Origin of the sequence: Winogradskyella sp. SM1960, from assembly GCF_020179375.1 — a bacterium.
Taxonomy (GTDB): Bacteria; Bacteroidota; Bacteroidia; order Flavobacteriales; family Flavobacteriaceae; genus Winogradskyella; species Winogradskyella marina.
This window is the reverse complement of sequence record NZ_JAICBG010000001.1, coordinates 1330073-1350404: the sequence shown is the minus strand read 5'-3', so window position 1 is coordinate 1350404 and position 20332 is coordinate 1330073. Positions and strand designations below refer to the sequence as shown.

Genomic DNA, 20332 nt, shown 5'->3' with positions numbered 1-20332 from the left:
CAAGAAAATGACCAGATAAAAATAAAAAGTGTCTATTTTATAGTGTGAAATAAGATTTTCTGATTTAAGGATAGTTATACTTTTGTAATAAGAAATTACTTTTCGTTTTCTTCAGAAGGTAAAATCCAATCGTGATGCTTAAAATGTTGCCATTTTTCATTAGCAATATCAATTTTTGGATCTATAAGTTGTTTGGTGGCTTTTCCATTAACACTTACAAAAGCATTGACATAGACTTTTACAGGAATTCCTTTTTTAGCAAAGTCTTGTTTAAGATGTTGTGCAAACTGCCAAATAATATCGGGTTTAGATCTTGCGCCTCGTTGTTGCTTTTTGGTTAAATAATCATCTAATTTAATAGGAATTATATCTTCAGTTTTTGCATTAACAACTTTGTAAAAGGTGCGTCCGCTTTTAGCTCTCAACATCATTCTCCACGATAAACGATGACCTTCTTCGGTCCATAACACATCATCTGTAAAAAAGTGATGACGTAACGGTAAGGCAATTTGAATTATAAAATAAATTGAAAATAATGAAAGAAGAACAGGTTTGTATTTTGGAACAATAACTTGATTAGCATCATAAAAATCTTTTCGTTTTAAGAATATGTTTTTTATGGTTTTTGGTTCAAAAAAGAACAAGCTAAACGCTAAAGACATATATGGGAAAATTCCAATATGAAAAATAAACGAATTAAACAGATGAAAGAAAATAGAGGCAAAGAAGGCGTACTTCCGAGTTTTTTTGAATAGTAATAATGGAATTATTAAACCGTCAAACAAAATACCACCATAAGCTAAAATATAATGAACTACGTTTTGTTGCAAGAGCTCTCCAACCACATAGAAATCGGCTTTGCTTCGCATTAGTATTTTCATTACAGAACCGTCTAACCAATCCGGATAAAATTTAGCTGCAGAGGCATAGGTGTAAAGAATAAATAACTGAAGCACAAAAAACCACTTACACCAACTTGGCATAGAGTTACTTTTGAGCGAAGGGTTTAGTTTAACATCTAAAGAAGCATACCGATTGGCTGGTAGAAACACCATTAAAAAGCTTAACAACATCAACAAATAATAATGATTGTTATAAGACGATTTTTGCATGAGGTAGGTTGCTGTCCACATTAAAGCAAACATAAGCATGCTTAATCTGTATTTGTAGCCCAACATTATACATAAGCCAAAAATTCCCATTACAGCATAATAAACATACATCCAATCACCAGGAAGTGGTTGTAACCACTCAAAACCAATAAATGAAAAGGTGAATTCTGGTTCTATTAACGTACGTCTAATCCAGCCTGTAAAAATGGCTCCAACAGCTTCTAAAAAACACAACAACCCAAAAATGATTCTGAAAACTATGAGTCCAGAGTTGTCTATATGTTTAAATAGAAACTTATGCATTTAAGGTGTTTATATAGCTTGATGCATTCGCCATATCTTTTTTAAGTTGAATTTTTAAAGCTTCGAGATTCTCATATTTTTGTTCGCTGCGAAGACGCTTAAGAAACTCAATTTTTAGTTCAGCATTATAAATATCTTGGCTAAAGTCGAAAAAATGCACTTCAATAGAACGTGTTTTGCCATCAACCGTTGGATTGCTGCCAATATTCATCATTCCGAAGACGGTTTTGTTTTCAATCTTAGATTTTACCACATAAACACCATCACTAGGAATAAGCTTATAAGTTGCCGTGACATTAATATTTGCGGTTGGAAAATCAATCGTTCTTCCCAATTCTTTGCCCTTAACAACTGTACCAGTTATAAAGAAATTGTAACCTAAATACGAATTTGCTAAATCTACTTCTCCTTGGTTTAAAGCTGTTCTAATTTTAGTAGAACTCACTGTAACATCTTTTAGGTCTTGTGCAGAAATTTCTTCAACATCAAAATCATAACGCTCAGCAAAGGCTTTAAGGTCGTTTATGTTGGCACTTCTGTTTTTGCCAAAATGGTGGTCGTAACCAATAACAATATGTTTGGTGTGTAACTCATCAACTAAAATCTGTTTCACGTAATCATGAGCAGAAAGATTAGCGAAGGCTTTGGTGAATTTTTTTACAACAACCTCCTTTATACCGTGTGATTTTAGTAATTCTATACGCTCGTCAATGGTATTTAACAACCGAATAGAGTCGTCTTTTTGAAGCACCATTCTTGGATGTGGAAACAAGGTTAAAACCACAGGAATATAGCCTTGTTTTTTAGCAAGAGCTACGACCTGTTTCAGGATTTTTTGATGTCCAATATGTACACCGTCGAAGGTGCCAATGGTTGTTACTTTTGCTGATTTTGAATTCAAATTTAAACGGTATTGCTATTTTTAACTTAGAACTATACTGAAAACAAAGCTAAATCTTATTTTCCATTAAATTGGTTCATCGTCGTATTTACTCCGGCTAAAGCGAAAGATTTTACCAATTCTGCCGAAATTTTCAAACGTTCTTTAAGTTGTGTGTTTTCTTCGTCTGTCCATTCGCCTAGAACATAATCGACTTGTCTGCCTTTGCTAAACTCATCACTGATGCCAAATCTAAAGCGGTTATATTTTGAAGTTTGTAATTTGTCTTGCGTGTCTTTTAATCCGTTGTGACCTCCGTCGCTACCTTTTGTTTTTAATCTTAGCGATCCAAACGGAAGGTTTAAATCATCAGTAACCACAAGTAGGTTTTCTATAGGGATTTTTTCTTTCTCTAGCCAGTATTTTATAGATTTTCCGCTGAGGTTCATAAACGTACTTGGCTTTAAAAGGATAAGTGATCTTCCTTTGATTTTCAAGGTAGAAACATCACCAAGTTTTACGGTTTCAAAAGTAATGTCATTCGTTTCAGCTAAATAATCTAGAATTTTAAAGCCAATATTATGTCTAGTGTTAGCATATTTTTCGCCTATGTTTCCTAAGCCAACGATTAAGAATTTTTTCATTTTGTCTTCTTCTGTAAGTTTCGGTTTAGCACTAAAACCGAACCATTTTTTTATAAAACTATACATAATGTATTTCTAGTTTGTGCAAAAGTAAAAAGAAGTTGACTAAAAACTAATTATATCGTTATGGTCTTTGGTTTATGGGTTTAGTTTTTGAAGCTGTTTTGAAGATTTCGAACATACTTACAACTTATAGCTCACCTTAAACATTACAATTCTAGGCAAAATAAATGTTCTACTATCACTAATCACAAAAGCGTTAAAGGAATTTTGTTGTTTAAAACGCGTATCAAAAAGGTTAGTGGCATTTACCTCAAATCCCCAAGGACTATCTTCTTTTTGGTAGAATAACGACGCATTTGCAGTATCAAAAGTGGTTTTAGTATCTAGACTTTTATTATTGTAATTATTATAGGTGTAATCTGCTTTAAAGATAAAATCCTTTAAAAAATCGTATTCCAAAATAACTTCTAATTGGTCATTTTCAAATTTAGAGATGTTATTTAAGGCTTTATAGTTATTAAAATCTTTGGTATAATTAATTTCTAAGTTAGGATGATTTTTAAATGAAGTTTCCACGCCAATCGTTGAAGCGATAGATTTCGAAACATTAAGATTTGTTTCATCATTTAGGATTTGAAAATAATCATTATAGCTAAAACGACTACTCAGATTATAACGGATTTTATTAATTTTTTTTGAAACGCGTCCACTAAGCATCCAATTATGTTCTGGTTGGTCAAACATTATGGCTGTATTAAAAGATTCAATACCATTAAGCTCTGAAACCGTTTTTATACTTTTTACACGCTTGTTAAAACTGGTATTGAAGTTGAGGTTTAAGTTTTTAAACAAACTAAACTTATAATAACTCAAGGTTGCGGAATGGTACAATTGGTTTTCTAACTGATTGTTGCCTTTGTAAACACTATTAAAATTAGAAAGTATAAAGTTGTTTGCCAATTGATTAATGCCAGGAAAACGCGCATTCAGTTTGTATTTAAAATTCAGTTTTTCACTGTTATTAAATTCCACTTTGGTGGTGAATTGCGGTAATAACAAATTTTTAGAAAACGTTTCAGAATCCTCAAACTGTTGTGTCCGCCATAAATAACCATGATAAAATACAGCAGGTTTAAACGTAGCGATACCAATTTGAAATTTATATTCCAAGCCCAAATACGAATCTATATAGCTATAACCAAAATCATTACCAAAACCAGCAGAACTAAAATTATTGATACGACCATCATTAAGCAATTGTAGATCTTCATTATAGAAATCATTAAAAGATGTGTTAATGCCAACACTAGTATAAAGGTGGTTAAAATTATTAATTACCCAATAATCTTTTATAATGGCATTAAAATTATGCGAAGCTGATTTTTTAGTTTGAAGAATATTATACACATCAGCATCTTCCAAAGGAATTAAACCTTGTAAAATTTGCTGATTAGTGAGCCACTCTGTAATCGGTTTATCATTCTGAAAATTATAAGTGGCTTCTAAAGTAGCTGTATGCGCTTTAGATAATTTACGACTGTAAGTAATGTTTTGTTTTAGATTAAGTGCCGTAACATCGGTTAATGTCGTAATGCTATTGTTTTGGTCTGGGTTAATTGTATTTACAAAACCATGACTATCATTATTAGTTACTTTTACAAAAGCATTATAAGCAAAATCTTCTTTGTAGCTTGGGTCGTAGTCCACGGTAACTTTACCTACGGTAAAAAAGTTATTAATAGTATTAGTAACCGTTCTATTTTCCGTAAAAGGGTCTGCAATATTTTGGTAAGCGTTCAACGTATTGCTTGCAGTTTGGGTTTTTGAGTTAGAGCTAATTAAATAGCCACTAATATCTGTATGTTTAGAAACGGATTGCCTAATATTTAAAGCACCAAACTGATTAATATTAGCTGTAAAATCTTGGTTGTTGAGGTATTGGGCAAAATCGCTATTAAACAAACTAAAATAACTACCAACATCATCCAAGAGTTTTCCAAAACCACCTTCAAATTCTAAGTAATCGCTAAAACTAAAACTTTTAATGCCTTGGTTGTTAAGGTCACCAATAAAGTTAACGTTGGTTCTTGGGCTGTAGTAAAATAAATTAGGATGTAACAGGTAACGCTTTTTAATACCTGCACCCACCTCTATATCGCCAAAAACAAACTTCTTTTTATCTTCTTTTAACAAGATATTCATAGCCATATCCTCAGAGTCTTGCAAACCTTTAAGCATAGCAACCTCATTGTAATTATCTAACACTTCAACTTTCTCAACGGCATCTGCTGGTATATTATTTACAGCTAGTTTGCTATTACCTGTAAAAAAGGTTTTGTTTTCTACTAAGACTTTAGTTACTTTTTTACCATTAACCATCACGTTACCTTCTCTATCCACTTCTACTCCAGGTAATTTTTTAAGAGCATCGCGTAGTTTGCGTTCCTCACCTGTTACAAACTTTGTAACATCGTAAGTTATGGTGTCTTCTTTAACGGTAATTGGAGGTGTGTATTTTATGTTTACCTCATCTAATTGGTCTGGGTTTTCTTTGAGGATAAAGTTTTTAGTGAGGTCTTGGTCTGTTGTGGTTATAGTAACTTTTTGTGGCTTGTAACCCAAATAGCTTACCGTGAGTTCGTAGGTTTGGTTTTTTGCAAGGCCTAGTTTGTATGTCCCATCGTTTTCCGTAATGGCGAATTTCACGTCTTGGTCATCTGCTTGAGGTATTGCTAAGATATTTGCGTATGGTAAAGGATTATGCAGAGTGTCTTTAACATTGCCGATAAACGTAACTTGTTGAGAGTAGCTACAGAAAAAAAAACTCCCTATTAATAATATTGATATAAGAGAGTTTTTTTTAATAGATGAAAATTTACTGTTACTAATAATCAATTTAATATTAAAAATACATACAATCAAGGTATGCTATTTGCGAAACAGCAAAGGCGGTTTCTATATCTACCTCACTATTTATTGCGTTGTCATAAATAGTTAGAGCTAGTAAAGAACAAGCTTTTTTTTAAGCTTTCAGGTTTCTTAGGTTCAGAGTATTGCATGCTTGTAAATAAGAAAAATGCAGATAAGACAATTAGTGTTTTTTTTAAGGTTTTCATATTACTCAAATTTAAATTCTTTAATTTTTTGTTTAACATATTTGTTATAATCACTCCTGTTAATTTTGATTCCATTTTTTGGTATTTTAATTTCTGATTTATCGAACTCTAGTTTTTGCAACGAATAGATTAAATTATTCTCTTTTAATTCTAAAATAATACCTGGCAATCCTGAATAACCTTTAGGTCCATGAGAAAGAGGTATTAGATATGTAAACCAAGCAAAAACTTTTTTACCTTTTGGATTAAGGTATGTAGTTTCAATTTCTAATTCTGCTTTATAACATAAATATTCCCCAATTAATTTAGTTTCTTTGGTTATTTTCCAGTCATAGGTTAATGAATCTGTTATGATAAAATCATCTCCTAAAAAGTTTTTTCTTGTTTTTGAGAGTTGAATATTTAAATCAGTAAAAACTTCAACATCTCCAGCTATTTTTAATGCGGCCTTAAAGTAGGTGTCACTTTCTTTATCTGAAATCATTGATTTATCTAAATAATATAAAGATTTAGAATTATTAAAGTCTAAGTTAAAATTAAACTCTCTTAATGCTTCTACTGATTTTTCAAGAAATTTAGATGCAGAAGTTTCTTTTTTGGTTTCAGTATAATTAAATGTAACACTATAAACCAATCTACCTGATTTTATAGAATTTTGCGAATGACAATTCCCTATAAAAAGGGTGAAAACTATTATGTGGATTAATTTCATATTAGTATACAATCAGTTGTTTTAATCATTTAAAATTGCACTGCATTACATTCGTCTAGATATCTTGCTCCAGCTTCAATTGCCATTTCTCTATCGTCGAAAGTTCGTATGTATGCGTGATACAATCTTATTGCGTCACAAAAACATTCACCATTCGATTCATTAGAATCAATGTTGCATGGTTCACAATATTCGGAAGTCTTATTGCTTACTGCCATTACGTTTATTGGACTTCCAATAAACATTACCACAGCCATTAGGCTAAATATTCTTTTCTTCATAATTTAAGATTTTAAACCCATCACATTTTTTAAGATAGGTTGATTAATAACTATTGTCTCCCTAAAACTTAGGGAATAGAAGTCTTATAATTAGAAGTCATTTGTTTTCTCATTAAGGGAATGAGAAGTAGAAGTCACTTGTTTAGAAGTCTTTTTTTTGCGCTATTAGTTTTAATTCTCAGGGATAAAATATAAAAAAGCTTGCACAAGCTATAATGTTAACATTTTTGTCGTCCACATTCTTAAGAGCGACTTCTTACATTACTCTATAAAAATGCTTTCAACATTGTAAATCTAAAAAAAAAAAATGTAAACCACCAAATTAAAAATGTGTTATTTGTTAAAGAAATGTTAACTGCGGAAAAACCGTAATTGAAACTGTAAAATAATTAAAACTTTAACAGTTTTGCGTTTGGATTTTAACACTAAGTTTTTGCATGTGAATGGGTTATTGTTGTGTTTAAAATGAAATCAGTCCTTAAAAATTAGGGTTTTCAATTGCTCATTAACCACATAATCAACAAACCTCGAAATCATCACATCACTACTATTAATGTTATGGGTCAAACCATCTTCTAATGTGCCACAACCTCTAGAATAATTGAAATCATTTTGGTAGTTGTTTTCAAATAGCTTCAAGTTGGAAAATAGTTTTGAATTAGATACCTCAGAATTAAGCTCAAAATCAGTGTCAGATTCCAACATAGAAAACTTAGAATCGTTTTGTTGAAACTCAAAGCGTAATGATGTTGCAATTGTTGTGAATTCAGAAGCAGTCAATTCATCATTTAATACTACAGAAGAATTAAAGTCAGCTGTTTTAATGTCTAACGTTTGTGCAGAACAAAATGAACTTATTAAAAGCATAAAAACTAATGCGATGCGTAATTTCATTTTAAATGAATTTTCTATTCCTTTAAAAATAACAAAAAATTATTGATATTTGTAACATTATGCCCCGAGCGCAAGAGAAAATTTTCTAGTTCAGGGTATGTTCTTAGCGCGAACAGCATGAGACCATAAAAAGCAGTAGTTTTAAATATATGACACCATTCTGGGCCAACATAAAACTTCATCTTCATTTCCTTATTAAAAGGAATCCGGAATGACATCATTGTCATGCTGAACTTGTTTCAGTATCTAGTTTATTCCTGCATAGACAGGAATCTCTACAAATTTTATTACCTTTAAAATTACTAGTTAAGTGTCACCTTGAGCGCAGTCGAAAGGTCTTTGTAATATTTAAAATCATTCAAAACATGCCATTTTATCATAAATTAGGAAAAATTCCACTAAAACGCCACACGCAGTTTAAAAAACCAAATGGCGATTTTTATTACGAGCAATTGTTCGGTACCATTGGTTTTGACGGCATGTCTACCAACAGCTATCATGAGCAACGCCCAACACAAGTAAAAGACATAAAAAAACAATACACTGTTGCACCTAAGATTGCTAAAGAAAATAACATGCAATCGTATCGATTCAGAGGCTTTCAAGTGCCACCAGAAAACGATTATTTAGAGAGTCGTAAAATTGTTTTGACCAATAGCGATTGTAATATCATATTAGCAGCACCAAAGCAATCAACTAAAGACTATTTTTATAAAAATACCGATGCAGATGAGTTAATATTCATCCACAAAGGTACCGGAAAACTAAGGACACATCTCGGAAATTTAGATTTCAAATACGGCGATTATTTGTTAGTACCTAGAGGTGTTATTTATAAACTCGATTTTGATACGGAAGACAATCGTTTATTTATCGTAGAATCCACAAGACCAATCTATACACCAAAACGGTATAGAAACTGGTTTGGGCAATTGTTAGAGCATTCACCATTTTGTGAGCGCGATTTAAGACAACCGCAAGAACTAGAAACCTATAATGAATCAGGTGATTTTCTAATTAAAATAAAAAAGAACGACGACATTTTTGATATGGTTTACGCCTCACATCCTTTTGATGTGGTAGGTTACGACGGTTATAATTATCCGTATGCGTTTTCAATTCACGATTTCGAACCGATAACAGGTCGTGTGCATCAGCCGCCTCCAGTGCATCAAACTTTTGAAACCGATGCTTTTGTGGTTTGTAGTTTTGTGCCTCGTTTGTATGATTATCATCCAATCGCTGTTCCTGCGCCATACAATCACAGTAATATAGATAGTGATGAGGTGTTGTATTACGTCGATGGCGATTTTATGAGTCGCAATGATATTGCAGCTGGTCATATTTCATTGCATCCCGCAGGTATTCCACATGGACCACATCCTGGAACTATGGAAAAAAGTATAGGTAAGACTAAAACCGAAGAATTAGCAGTTATGGTAGATACCTTTAAACCTTTAAAAGTAACCGAAGAGGCTTTGAAAATTGCCGATGAAGATTATTTTAAATCTTGGTTAGAACACTAAATAATAACAAACATTTATAAATGAATCAAAATAAATTACCTGCAGATCCACTATCATTAATTTTAGGAATATTAGCACTAGTTATTGGTGTCGCTGGCTGCTGTTGTTATGGTGTTACCGCTATTGTTCCATTGATTTTGGCAATAATTGGATTGGTGTCGGCAAACAGAAGTTTACGTGAGTATGGTGAAAATCCTGAGGCCTTTAATCCACAAACACGAAGTAATGTTAACACTGCTAAAATTATAAATATTATTGCCATTGTACTAAATAGTCTTGTGTTTTTGGTAGCCCTTGGAGTGTTAGCGTTATACGGTACATTAATGTCAACTGCTATTTTAGATGGTCTTGAAAATGGAAATTTTGAAAGTGATGACTATTATTACGAATCTGAATATGAAACGATCATAGAGCCAGAAAGTAATGAGACTTGGGATGATGATACTTATCGTATTGATGACGTTGAAGAAGAGGTGTTAAATGAGGTGCATGAACTAGAATTAGATAGCTTGGATAACGAGTGAATAGTAAAAACAAATCAGTATTAGATTTGAAATAGTAATTAAATTAAGAAACTTCATTTTTTGGAAGTTGAAGTTCTAAAAATTTTAAATAAACGTTTATTTTATGGCAAAAGAAGTAGAAAATGTAAACTACGGTTTAGAAAAAATATTTGAAGGAGCGCAAGACTTTTTACCGCTTTTAGGAACGGATTACGTGGAATTTTATGTTGGTAATGCCAAACAAGCTGCACACTTTTATAAGACAGCTTTCGGGTTTCAGTCGTATGCGTATAGAGGCTTAGAAACAGGATCTAGAGACGCTGTTAGTTACGTGTTAAAACAAGATAAAATTCGCTTGGTTTTAACAACACCTTTAAATAGTAAATCTGAAATTAATAAGCACATCGTAAAACATGGAGATGGAGTAAAAGTTGTAGCGTTATGGGTAGATGATGCACGTAAATCTTATGAAGAAACAACCAAGCGCGGTGCAAAATCTTATATGGAACCAACCGTTGAAACCGATGAATTTGGAGAAGTGGTTAAAGCTGGAATTTACACCTATGGCGAAACCGTTCACATGTTTGTTGAGCGTAAAAACTATTCAGGTAAATTTATGCCAGGTTTTGTAGAATGGAACAGTGATTATAACCCAGAACCAACAGGCTTAAAATACATAGACCACATGGTTGGTAATGTGGGTTGGGGCGAAATGAATACTTGGGTAAAATGGTACGAAGATGTGATGGGCTTTGTTAACTTCTTATCGTTTGATGATAAGCAAATCCATACTGAATATTCGGCGCTAATGAGTAAAGTAATGAGTAATGGAAATGGTCGCATTAAATTTCCTATTAATGAACCCGCTGAAGCCGCTAAAAAATCGCAAATTGAAGAGTATTTAGATTTTTATGAAGGTGCAGGTGTACAGCATATTGCCGTAGCAACAGACGATATTATTTCAACCGTATCACAACTAAAATCTAGAGGAGTTGAATTTTTATCCACACCACCAGAAGAATATTACAGAGCCGTACCAGGACGACTAGAAGAGCACAGTCACGCCCTAAGAGAAGATATTGAAACGCTTAAAAGCTTAGGGATTATGATTGATGCCGATGAAGAAGGGTATTTACTTCAAATTTTCACAAAACCTGTAGAAGACCGACCAACCTTATTTTTTGAAATCATACAGCGAATGGGAGCAAAAGGTTTTGGAGCAGGAAACTTTAAAGCCTTGTTTGAGTCTATTGAACGAGAACAAGAGAAACGAGGGACACTTTAAAATTTAAAAAAGCGCGTTTGGTTTACTGCAACTAAACGCGCTAATAAAAAAACCAATTCTAATGTCATTCTAACCTTTCAGAAAAGAAGACACACAAAGTATCATAATTTATTCTTCAGATAACTTCTTTTATACGCATTAAAGGGTTGGTAATACGCTGATATCAGTTGTGTTTTAAAATGTGAGTATAATTAATTAAAGTATTCAAATTAGTTATGTTTTTAGATTGTAATTAAAAGATTTTATAGATTTGGAATAGTAATTGTATTTAAGATAATTGTAACACATAAAATGCGTTACATTAATTATATTTACAAATTCGAGATTATGAAATATTTATTTACATCGATATTATTTTTTATAGGACTTCAAACCTCTAATATTGAAAAGGAATCGGCTTTTCAGGAAGGTGAGTGGTTTAAATTTGAAATGAGCTATAGCGGCTTTTTTAAAGCAGGTAATGCAACACTTTCTGTTAACGAAAAGAAACTAGATGGTAAACCAGTATTTCATGTGGTTGGAAAAGGTTGGACCACTGGAGCGATTAAGTGGTTTTTTAAAGTTAAAGACCGTTACGAAAGCTATTTCGATATAGAAACAGGTGCTCCTTATAAATTCATTAGAAAAATAAATGAAGGTGGTCATACAAAGGATGTAGAAATTAATTTTGATCACGAGAATAAGATTGCTGAGGTCATTGATAAAAAACATAAGGAGACCAAAAACTTTACCACAGAGCAAGACGTTCAGGATATGGTGTCTATGTATTATTATTTAAGAAATAATATTAATACAGAGTCTTTAAAAGTTGGAGATGAAATAAAAACCAATATGTTTTTTGACGAGGAAAACTATGGCTTTAAACTTAAGTATTTAGGTGAAGAGACCATAAAAGTGGATGTTAATGGTTCTGACGTAAAAGTAAAGACCATTAAATTTAGACCATACGTTATGGCTGGTCGTGTGTTTAAAGAAGAAGAAAGTTTAACGCTTTGGGTAAGTGCAGATAAAAACAAAATTCCTTTAAAAATTAAAGCAGATTTAGCGGTAGGTTCTCTACGTGCCGATCTTGTTGAATTTAAAGGTTTAAAACACTCCTTTAAAATAGAATTTTAAGATTAATTAAAAAATGTCAGACCAACCTAACTACGACGAAATTGTAAAAGCACTTCAAGAGAAGTATGAAAAAATAGACCAAGATACTGACGACCATTTATATGGCTTACTCTACAGTAAACCTATAACGTATTGGGATTATATTCAAACAGACGCCTTATTAAATCTACAGATTCAGCGCACCACGCTTCCAGATGAAATGGTATTTATTGCCTATCATCAAATTAATGAGTTGCTTTTTAAAATGATACTTTGGGAAATTTCTCAAGTCGCCGAAAAAGAAGATTTAGACGTGACGTTTTTTGAAAGTAAATTAATGCGCATCAGTCGTTATTTCGATATGTTGTCTACCTCCTTCAACATTATGAGAGAAGGTATGGATGTAGAGCAGTATATGAAATTTAGATATACACTTACTCCTGCAAGTGGTTTTCAAAGTGCACAATATAGACTTATTGAATTCGCTTCTACGGAATTAATTAACCTTATCGATTTTAGATTTAGAAAAGATATTGATAGAGATACACCATTTACACATGCTTTTGAGCATTTATATTGGCAAGCCGCAGGAAAAGACCATAAAACAGGAAAAAAATCCACACTTTTAGTTAATTTTGAAAAACGTTACAAAGACGAGTTTTTAAGATTTATGGAAACGTATAACACCAAAAATCTTTGGACGCGTTTTAAAGAGCTTCCAGAAAAAGATCAAAAAAACGAAGAGCTTGTTGCGGCCATGCGTCATTACGATTATACCGTTAATGTGAGTTGGGTAATGGCTCATTATAACGCCGCCAAACACTATATTGATAGCGGTATTGGTGATGGTGAAGCCACAGGAGGAAGTGACTGGAAAAAATATATGCACCCAAAATACCAAAGACGGATTTTCTTTCCGGAATTATGGAGTGCAGAAGAATTAGAAAACTGGGGAAATAATTTATAATTAGCTTAAAATTAATGCGCTTAAGATTAATAACAATTGCTGTAATTGCAGTAAGTATATACGCTTGTAAAGAGGATAAAACAGCAGAAGTTGACTTAGAAAAGAAACAAGCTGAAATTGTTGAAGAGGAGAAAATTTTAGAGTTTGGGTTTGATATCAATGACTATATAGTACAACGCGATACTATTAAGTCTGGAGATAGCTTTGGTGAGATTATGCAGCGTAACAATATTGGGTATCCAAATATTTTTGAAATTGCAGAAGTTACTAAAGATACGTTTGATATTAGAAAACTTCATCCAGGCAGACCCTATACATTATTATACTCAAAAGCCTCCGAAAAGGATAGCTTGCCAAGTCCAGAGACTTTTATTTATCAGCCAAATCAAGAAGAATATGTGGTTATCGGGCTAAAAGATTCTATCCATGCTTATAATGGTAGAAAACCCATAACTTACGTCGAAAAAACAGCGACAGGTGTTATTGAAAGTAGTATTTCAAAAACACTTGAAGAAAAGGGCTTAAGTCAGGTGTTAGCCTATAAAATGGCCGATGATATTTATGCTTGGACTATAGATTTTAGACGCTTACAAAAAGGAGATCGTTTTAAAGTAATTTATACTGATAAATATATTGATGATACTATTTATGCGGGAATCGATAATGTAAAAGCCGCTTATTTTGAGCATAATAGAGATTCTCTTTATGCATTTCAGTTTGAAACCGATTCCATAAAAGGCATCGTTGATTACTTTAATGAAGATGCTAAAAACTTACGACGTGCCTTTCTAAAAGCACCTGTTCAATTTAGTAGAATATCCTCGCGTTACAACCTAAAAAGACGTATTGCAGTTTATGGATATAAGGTACGCGCACACAGAGGAACCGATTTTGCGGCTCCTATTGGCACACCAATTATGGCAACGGCAAACGGAACGGTTGTAGAATCTACAAGACGAGGAGGCAATGGTAAGTTTGTAAAAATTAGGCATAATGATACCTATTCCACGCAGTATCTACACATGAGTAAACGCTTAGTTCAAAAAGGTGATTATGTTAAACAAGGAGATATTATTGGTAGAGTAGGTATGACAGGGAATACAGGTGGTCCACATGTGTGTTATCGTTTCTGGAAAAATGGAGTACAAGTAGATCCATTTAAGCAAAAATTACCAGAAGCTAAGCCGATTTCCGATAGCTTAAAAGTGAAATTCTTAGAACATATTAAACCAATCAAACAGCGTTTAGATAATATCTTTTTCTTAGAAGGAGATCCTATGCAACCTGAGAACACAATAACCGAAGATTTAAATACAGATATACAATAATATAATGGCATTAAAAGCAACCAACCCAACCACCACAAATTCTTGGAAAAAATTACAAGCACATTTTGAAACCATTAAATCTCAGCATTTAAAAGATTTATTTAAAGCTGATGCTGATAGAGCAAATGATTTAACGGTTAAATGGGATGACTTTTATGCCGATTTTTCTAAGAATAGAATTACCACAGAAACCTTAGATCTGTTATTTGAATTAGCAAATGAGCTCGATTTAAAAGATGCCATTTCAAAGTATTTTGAAGGTGACATCATCAATGCAACCGAAGGAAGAGCAGTGTTGCATACAGCACTTAGAGCACCAAAAGATGCTGAAGTACTTGTTGATGGTGAAAATGTCATTCCTGAAGTGCATGAGGTTAAGAAGAAAATAGAAGACTTTACAAACGCGGTAGTTAATGGAGAGCATAAAGGTTATACAGGAAAAGCCATAACCGATGTTGTAAATATTGGTATTGGAGGCTCAGATTTGGGTCCGGCAATGGTTGTGGATTCACTTCAATTTTACAAAAACCATTTAAGCACGCATTTTGTGAGTAATGTAGATGGTGATCACTATCAAGAAGTGATTAGAAATTTAAATCCGGAGACTACACTTTTCGTAATTGTTTCTAAAACGTTTACAACACAAGAAACCTTATCTAATGCAAATTCAATAAGATCATGGTTTTTAGAATCACAACCAAAAGAAGCAGTTTCTAAGCATTTCGTAGCAGTCTCAACAAATATTGAAAGTGTAAAAAACTTTGGAATAGATGAGGAGAATATCTTCCCAATGAAAGATTGGGTTGGTGGTCGTTTTTCATTGTGGAGTGCAGTGGGCTTATCAATTAGTTTGGCTTTAGGTTATAAACATTTTGAAAGCCTTTTAGAAGGGGCGCACAAAATGGATCAACATTTTAAGACAGCGGATTTCAATGAAAATATACCAGTTATTTCAGCCTTATTAACCGTTTGGTATAATAACTTTTTTAATGCTGAAAGTGAAGCTATAATTCCATATACACAATATTTAAATCAATTTGCTACCTACCTTCAACAAGGTATTATGGAAAGTAATGGGAAAAGTGTCGATAGAGACGGAAGCCGTGTCAACTATCAAACAGGGACTTTAATTTGGGGAGAACCAGGAACGAACTCGCAACATGCTTTTTTCCAATTAATACACCAAGGCACTAAATTAATTCCTACAGATTTTATTGGTTATGTGGAGTCGCTTTATGGTAACAAAGATCACCACAATAAATTAATGTCCAATTACTTCGCACAAACAGAGGCCTTAATGAATGGTAAAACAAAAGATGAGGTTTTATCAGAACTAAAAGGCCAATCCCTTTCAGAAGAAGAGGTGTCTCAACTGTTGCCGTTTAAAGTATTTGAAGGTAACAAACCAACCACATCACTTTTAATTCAAAAATTATCTCCAGAAAGTCTAGGTAAACTTATAGCCATGTATGAGCACAAAATATTTGTACAAGGCATTATTTGGAACATCTACAGTTACGACCAGTTTGGAGTTGAATTAGGGAAACAATTGGCAAAATCTATTTTAAATGAGCTTAAAAACGATGATTCTAATGCCATACACGATGCTTCTACACAAAATCTTTTAGCATATTTTAAGAAATGTTGTTAAATATTGTTAAAAAGTTTTCATAAAACACATGTCCTTAATGGAATACTTAAGGATTCTTTAATTAATTTTGGAGTTAGTAATTGTTAACATTGTCATAATGTTTTAAAAAGACTAATGCGTAAATTTGCGCTAATTAAAAAACCAATTAATTTAAATTTTATGAAAAAATTTAACCAATTTTTATTGGCAACTGTATTGACACTGTTCTCTACAGCTGCTTTTGCTCAGGGTGTTACAACGGCAGCCATTAGTGGGCAAGTAACAGAGGCAAATGGAAATCCTTTGCCTGGTGCTAGTATTGTAGCTGTTCATACACCGTCTGGAACAACATATGGTGTTGCTTCAGATTATGATGGCTACTACAGAATATCTAATATGAGAACAGGTGGACCTTACACTATTACAATTTCTTATGTTGGATTTGAAGAGTTTAAGGATGAGACTTATTATTTAAATCTTGGAGAAACAAAAAGAATTAGTATTTCTCTTTCTGAAGATGATAATACCTTAGAAGAAGTTGTTATTACCGGTCAAAGCAACAGTATTTTTGATTCGGGTAAGACAGGTGCTGAAACTAAAGTATCTCAAAGACAAGTTAACACATTGCCTTCTATTTCAAGAAATATTGCAGACTTTGCAAGATTAACTCCTCAAGCAAAAATTTCAGGAGATGATGTCATCTCAATAGCTGGTCAGAACAACAGGTATAATGCTATTTATATTGATGGAGCAGTAAATAATGATGTTTTTGGTCTTGCTGGAAACGGAACCAATGGAGGTCAAACAGGTGTAAGTCCAATTTCTTTGGATGCCATTGAATCTTTTCAGGTTAACGTTGCTCCTTTTGATGTAAGACAATCTGGTTTTGCTGGTGGTAGTATTAATGCGATTACTAAATCTGGTACAAATACATTTACTGGATCTGCATATACCTTTTTAAGAAATCAAGATTTGGCTGGTAAAACGCCAATAGATTTAGCTGGTGATGATAGTAGAGAAAAGTTAGATGAGTTTTCTTCAAATACTTACGGTGTAAGATTAGGAGGGCCAATCATTGAAAATAAATTATTTTTCTTTGTTAATTACGAAAGAGAGGATCAAGAAACTCCACAGCCATTTAATATTTCTAATTATAGAGGTGATGCTACAGCAGCAGATTTAAATACGTTAACAGATTTTTTATCTTCAAATTATGGATATGATGCTGGTGGCTATGCTAACAATACATCTTCGCTTGTTAGTGACAAGTTAATTGCTAAGATAGATTGGAATATTAATGAAAATAATACACTTTCATTAAAACATAGTTATGTAAAGGCTAACCAGTTAAATGCAAGAGCATCTAACTCGGGAAGTATCAACTTTTTTAATAGATCAATTGACTTTGAATCTATCACAAATTCTACAGCTCTTGAGTTAAATACTAAAATAGGAAATAAATTCTCTAATAATTTAGTTGTTGGTTATACATCTGTAAATGACGATAGAGGCTTTCCAGGAAATCCTTTTCCTTCTGTTCAAATTTTTGACGCAGCTGGTTCTTCTATTTACTTTGGAACGGAGCCCTTTTCTACATCAAATTTATTAGAGCAACGTGTATTTACACTAACAGATAATTTCGAAATTTATTCAGGAAGACATACAATTACTATTGGTACAAATAACGAATTTTCATCTGCAATGAATGTCTTTTTTAGACAAAACTTTGGAGATTATAGATTTGATGATTTAGCTTCATTTTATGCTGGCACACCGAACAGATACCGTCATGGTTACTCACTATTAGGCGGAAGCGGTGACGATTCAGAGGGTGCTGCTGAATTTGATTTATTCCAATTCGGACTTTATATTCAAGATGAAGTAAGCTTTACAGATAACTTTAAATTAACAGCAGGTGTAAGAATCGATATTCCATTTTGGGAAGATGGTTTAGAAAATGATGACTTTAATACACGTACCGTAGCTCTTTTAGAAAATGCTGGTAAAGATTTACATGGTGCAAGAGTTGGGCAAGGCATTGATGCTAACGTTCATGTGTCACCAAGAGTTGGATTTAACTGGGATGTAAATGGTGAAAAATCTACACAAATACGTGGTGGTCTTGGTATCTTTACGTCTAGAGTGCCTTTGGTTTGGCCTGGTGGAACTTATAACAATAACGGTTTAACAGCTGGGTATATTCAGTTAACTGGTTCTGATGCACCAGAATTTAATCCAAATCCTAATACACAATTTCAAGACCCTCCTCAAGGTAGTGGTTCTATAGGTGGACAAATTGATTTATTTGCGAAAGACTTTATGTTACCACAAGTGTTTAAGACTAACATTGCAATAGATCAGAAATTACCTGGTGGTTTCACATTCTCTGCAGACTTTATTTGGAATGACAACATTACGGCAGTAACATATGAAAACATCAACATAGCTGGACCTCAGTTTACAACAACTGGTGCAGGTTCTAGACCAAATTATGGTTTTCAAAAAGTAGATAATACTTATAGTGATATTTATTTAGCTACTAATACTGGTGAAGGGAGTTCGTATAACGTAAGTGGAACATTAGCTAAGAATATTATTACTGATAAAATTGATATTAGAACTGCGGCAACATATTCTTACGGTGATGCAGATGGTCTTTTAGATGCAACAAGCTCTCAAAATAGCTCGCAGTGGAGAAACCTAGAAACTGTAAATGGTTCTAACCGACCAGACTTATCTACATCTGATTTCTCTCCAGGGCACCGTGTTTTAGCTAACTCAACTATAGAGTTTAAGTGGACGGATAAAATTAAGACTAGAATTGGTTTGTATTACGAAGGAGCTGAAGGTAGTCCATTAAGTTACGTATATGGCGGAAACGGAAGTGGTTTATTATCAGATACAGGGTCGTTTTCAGCTTTAGCTTATGTACCAGCTAATGCTTCTGAAGCACATTTAATTGATAATGGTGATGCTACTGCAGCACAACAATGGGAAGCTTTAGATGCTTACATTGAAAGTAATGATTACTTAAGTTCAAGAAGAGGTCAGTTTGCGGAAAGAAATGCTGATCGTACAGATTGGACACATATCATTGATTTAAAATTCGCTCAAGAATTTGGAATAACTTTTGGTAAAAAAGTGCACAAATTTGAAATCACTGCGGATATTTTTAACTTCACTAATCTTTTAAATAAAGAATGGGGTGTAAGAACATTTGCAAACTTTGATCAAGTTCAGTTATTGGATTTTGAAGGGTTTGCTTCAGATGGAACAACACCACAGTTTACATTTGACGAAAGAGCAGGTGAGACAAAGAATATCGTTGATGATTCTGGATTACAATCTTCAAGATGGCAAATGCAAGTTGGTTTAAGATATACATTCTAAAAACCATTTAGAGACATTAGTCATTAAAAATAAAAAGCCTTTCTAAGTATTTAGAAAGGCTTTATTTATTTTATCAGTATTTGATTTGAAAACTATTCTTTCCAACGGATCGTTTCCATAATATGTGTAATATCCTTTTTTAAATATTCTGAAGCCGGATAAATAGAATCATAGTTAGGTTTTGCATAAAAATATAGCGAACCACTTAAAAAATGATTAATACTATCCGTAACATAAAATTGGGATTGTGACGCGGCATCTCCTCCAATTTCATATAACATACCATAAACATTTGCCTCTTTGTTCTCATATACCTTATGAGAAATTTCATCAGCTTTTATAGCGTGTTTTTGTGTGAGGTTTTGTGCATCTCTAAGTAAACTATCAATATTACCATTTTTAACTTCTTTGTAAGTGAGATAGATTGTTGCTTTTAGAGGAGTGTATTTGATATCTACTCCGTTAGTATTACCCGAAGATTTAACAGACTTAATAGGATCTGCTAGTTCGTTTTTTTCAAATGAAAACGGTAAAGGTATTTGAGTTTTTTCATACTTGGCATTTGGGTATTCAAGTCTTAAATACCCTTTAGGTTTCGGTAAAGAATCATCTCCGCAACTTAACATTAATACACTTAAAATAGGTAAAACTAGTCGTCTCATG

General features: G+C 33.0%; 16 protein-coding genes. 8 read left to right on the top strand and 8 right to left on the bottom strand.

The genetic code is table 11. The features are described 5' to 3' along the window. Positions 1-95 precede the first annotated feature (95 nt). The 7 genes from K1X16_RS05730 to K1X16_RS05700 all read right to left on the bottom strand — a co-directional run bounded on the left by K1X16_RS05730 (position 96) and on the right by K1X16_RS05700 (position 7945). Positions 96-1415, bottom strand: coding sequence for an HTTM domain-containing protein (locus tag K1X16_RS05730; RefSeq protein WP_225035369.1), 1320 nt, complete (start codon positions 1413-1415; stop codon positions 96-98). After that, on the bottom strand, positions 1408-2316 hold the full coding sequence (locus K1X16_RS05725; protein ID WP_195872475.1) for a bifunctional riboflavin kinase/FAD synthetase: 909 nt from the start codon (positions 2314-2316) through the stop codon (positions 1408-1410). The genes K1X16_RS05730 and K1X16_RS05725 overlap by 8 nt, the downstream gene beginning before the upstream one ends. A gap of 56 nt (positions 2317-2372) precedes the next feature. Continuing rightward, positions 2373-3005, bottom strand: coding sequence for an aminoacyl-tRNA hydrolase (gene pth / locus K1X16_RS05720; protein WP_225035368.1), 633 nt, complete (start codon positions 3003-3005; stop codon positions 2373-2375). Between the two features lie 117 nt (positions 3006-3122). Beyond that, positions 3123-5837: a carboxypeptidase-like regulatory domain-containing protein gene (locus tag K1X16_RS05715; protein ID WP_225035367.1), complete on the bottom strand. Its 2715-nt coding sequence runs from the start codon at positions 5835-5837 to the stop codon at positions 3123-3125. 222 nt (positions 5838-6059) lie between these two features. Beyond that, on the bottom strand, positions 6060-6770 hold the full coding sequence (locus K1X16_RS05710; protein ID WP_195872472.1) for a GLPGLI family protein: 711 nt from the start codon (positions 6768-6770) through the stop codon (positions 6060-6062). 29 nt (positions 6771-6799) lie between these two features. Then, positions 6800-7051, bottom strand: a complete 252-nt coding sequence (locus K1X16_RS05705; protein ID WP_225035366.1) for a hypothetical protein — start codon at positions 7049-7051, stop codon at positions 6800-6802. A gap of 471 nt (positions 7052-7522) precedes the next feature. Next, a complete protein-coding gene (locus tag K1X16_RS05700; RefSeq protein ID WP_225035365.1) occupies positions 7523-7945 on the bottom strand; it encodes a hypothetical protein in 423 nt (140 codons plus the stop codon). 365 nt (positions 7946-8310) lie between these two features. Here K1X16_RS05700 and K1X16_RS05695 point away from each other — a divergent pair, with 365 nt between their 5' ends. The 8 genes from K1X16_RS05695 to K1X16_RS05660 all read left to right on the top strand — a co-directional run bounded on the left by K1X16_RS05695 (position 8311) and on the right by K1X16_RS05660 (position 19669). Beyond that, complete coding sequence (locus K1X16_RS05695; protein ID WP_225035364.1) at positions 8311-9471, top strand: homogentisate 1,2-dioxygenase; 1161 nt, start codon at positions 8311-8313, stop codon at positions 9469-9471. 20 nt (positions 9472-9491) lie between these two features. Further along, positions 9492-9995, top strand: a complete 504-nt coding sequence (locus K1X16_RS05690; protein ID WP_225035363.1) for a CCC motif membrane protein — start codon at positions 9492-9494, stop codon at positions 9993-9995. A gap of 103 nt (positions 9996-10098) precedes the next feature. After that, on the top strand, positions 10099-11259 hold the full coding sequence (gene hppD / locus K1X16_RS05685) for a 4-hydroxyphenylpyruvate dioxygenase (RefSeq protein WP_225035362.1): 1161 nt from the start codon (positions 10099-10101) through the stop codon (positions 11257-11259). A gap of 327 nt (positions 11260-11586) precedes the next feature. Next, a complete protein-coding gene (locus tag K1X16_RS05680) occupies positions 11587-12375 on the top strand; it encodes a DUF3108 domain-containing protein (protein ID WP_195870147.1) in 789 nt (262 codons plus the stop codon). Positions 12376-12388: 13 nt separating this feature from the next. Next, positions 12389-13321, top strand: coding sequence for a tryptophan 2,3-dioxygenase family protein (locus K1X16_RS05675; RefSeq protein ID WP_225035361.1), 933 nt, complete (start codon positions 12389-12391; stop codon positions 13319-13321). Between the two features lie 14 nt (positions 13322-13335). Further along, positions 13336-14649: a M23 family metallopeptidase gene (locus tag K1X16_RS05670; protein WP_195870145.1), complete on the top strand. Its 1314-nt coding sequence runs from the start codon at positions 13336-13338 to the stop codon at positions 14647-14649. Between the two features lie 4 nt (positions 14650-14653). Continuing rightward, entirely contained in the window at positions 14654-16300 is a 1647-nt protein-coding gene (gene pgi, locus K1X16_RS05665; RefSeq protein ID WP_225035360.1) for a glucose-6-phosphate isomerase, read from the top strand. Between the two features lie 159 nt (positions 16301-16459). Then, positions 16460-19669, top strand: a complete 3210-nt coding sequence (locus K1X16_RS05660; protein ID WP_225035359.1) for a TonB-dependent receptor domain-containing protein — start codon at positions 16460-16462, stop codon at positions 19667-19669. A 92-nt stretch (positions 19670-19761) separates the two neighbouring features. On the opposite strand, the gene gldD is transcribed toward K1X16_RS05660, so the two are convergent. Beyond that, positions 19762-20331, bottom strand: coding sequence for a gliding motility lipoprotein GldD (gene gldD / locus K1X16_RS05655; RefSeq protein ID WP_195870142.1), 570 nt, complete (start codon positions 20329-20331; stop codon positions 19762-19764). Position 20332: the final 1 nt, after the last annotated feature.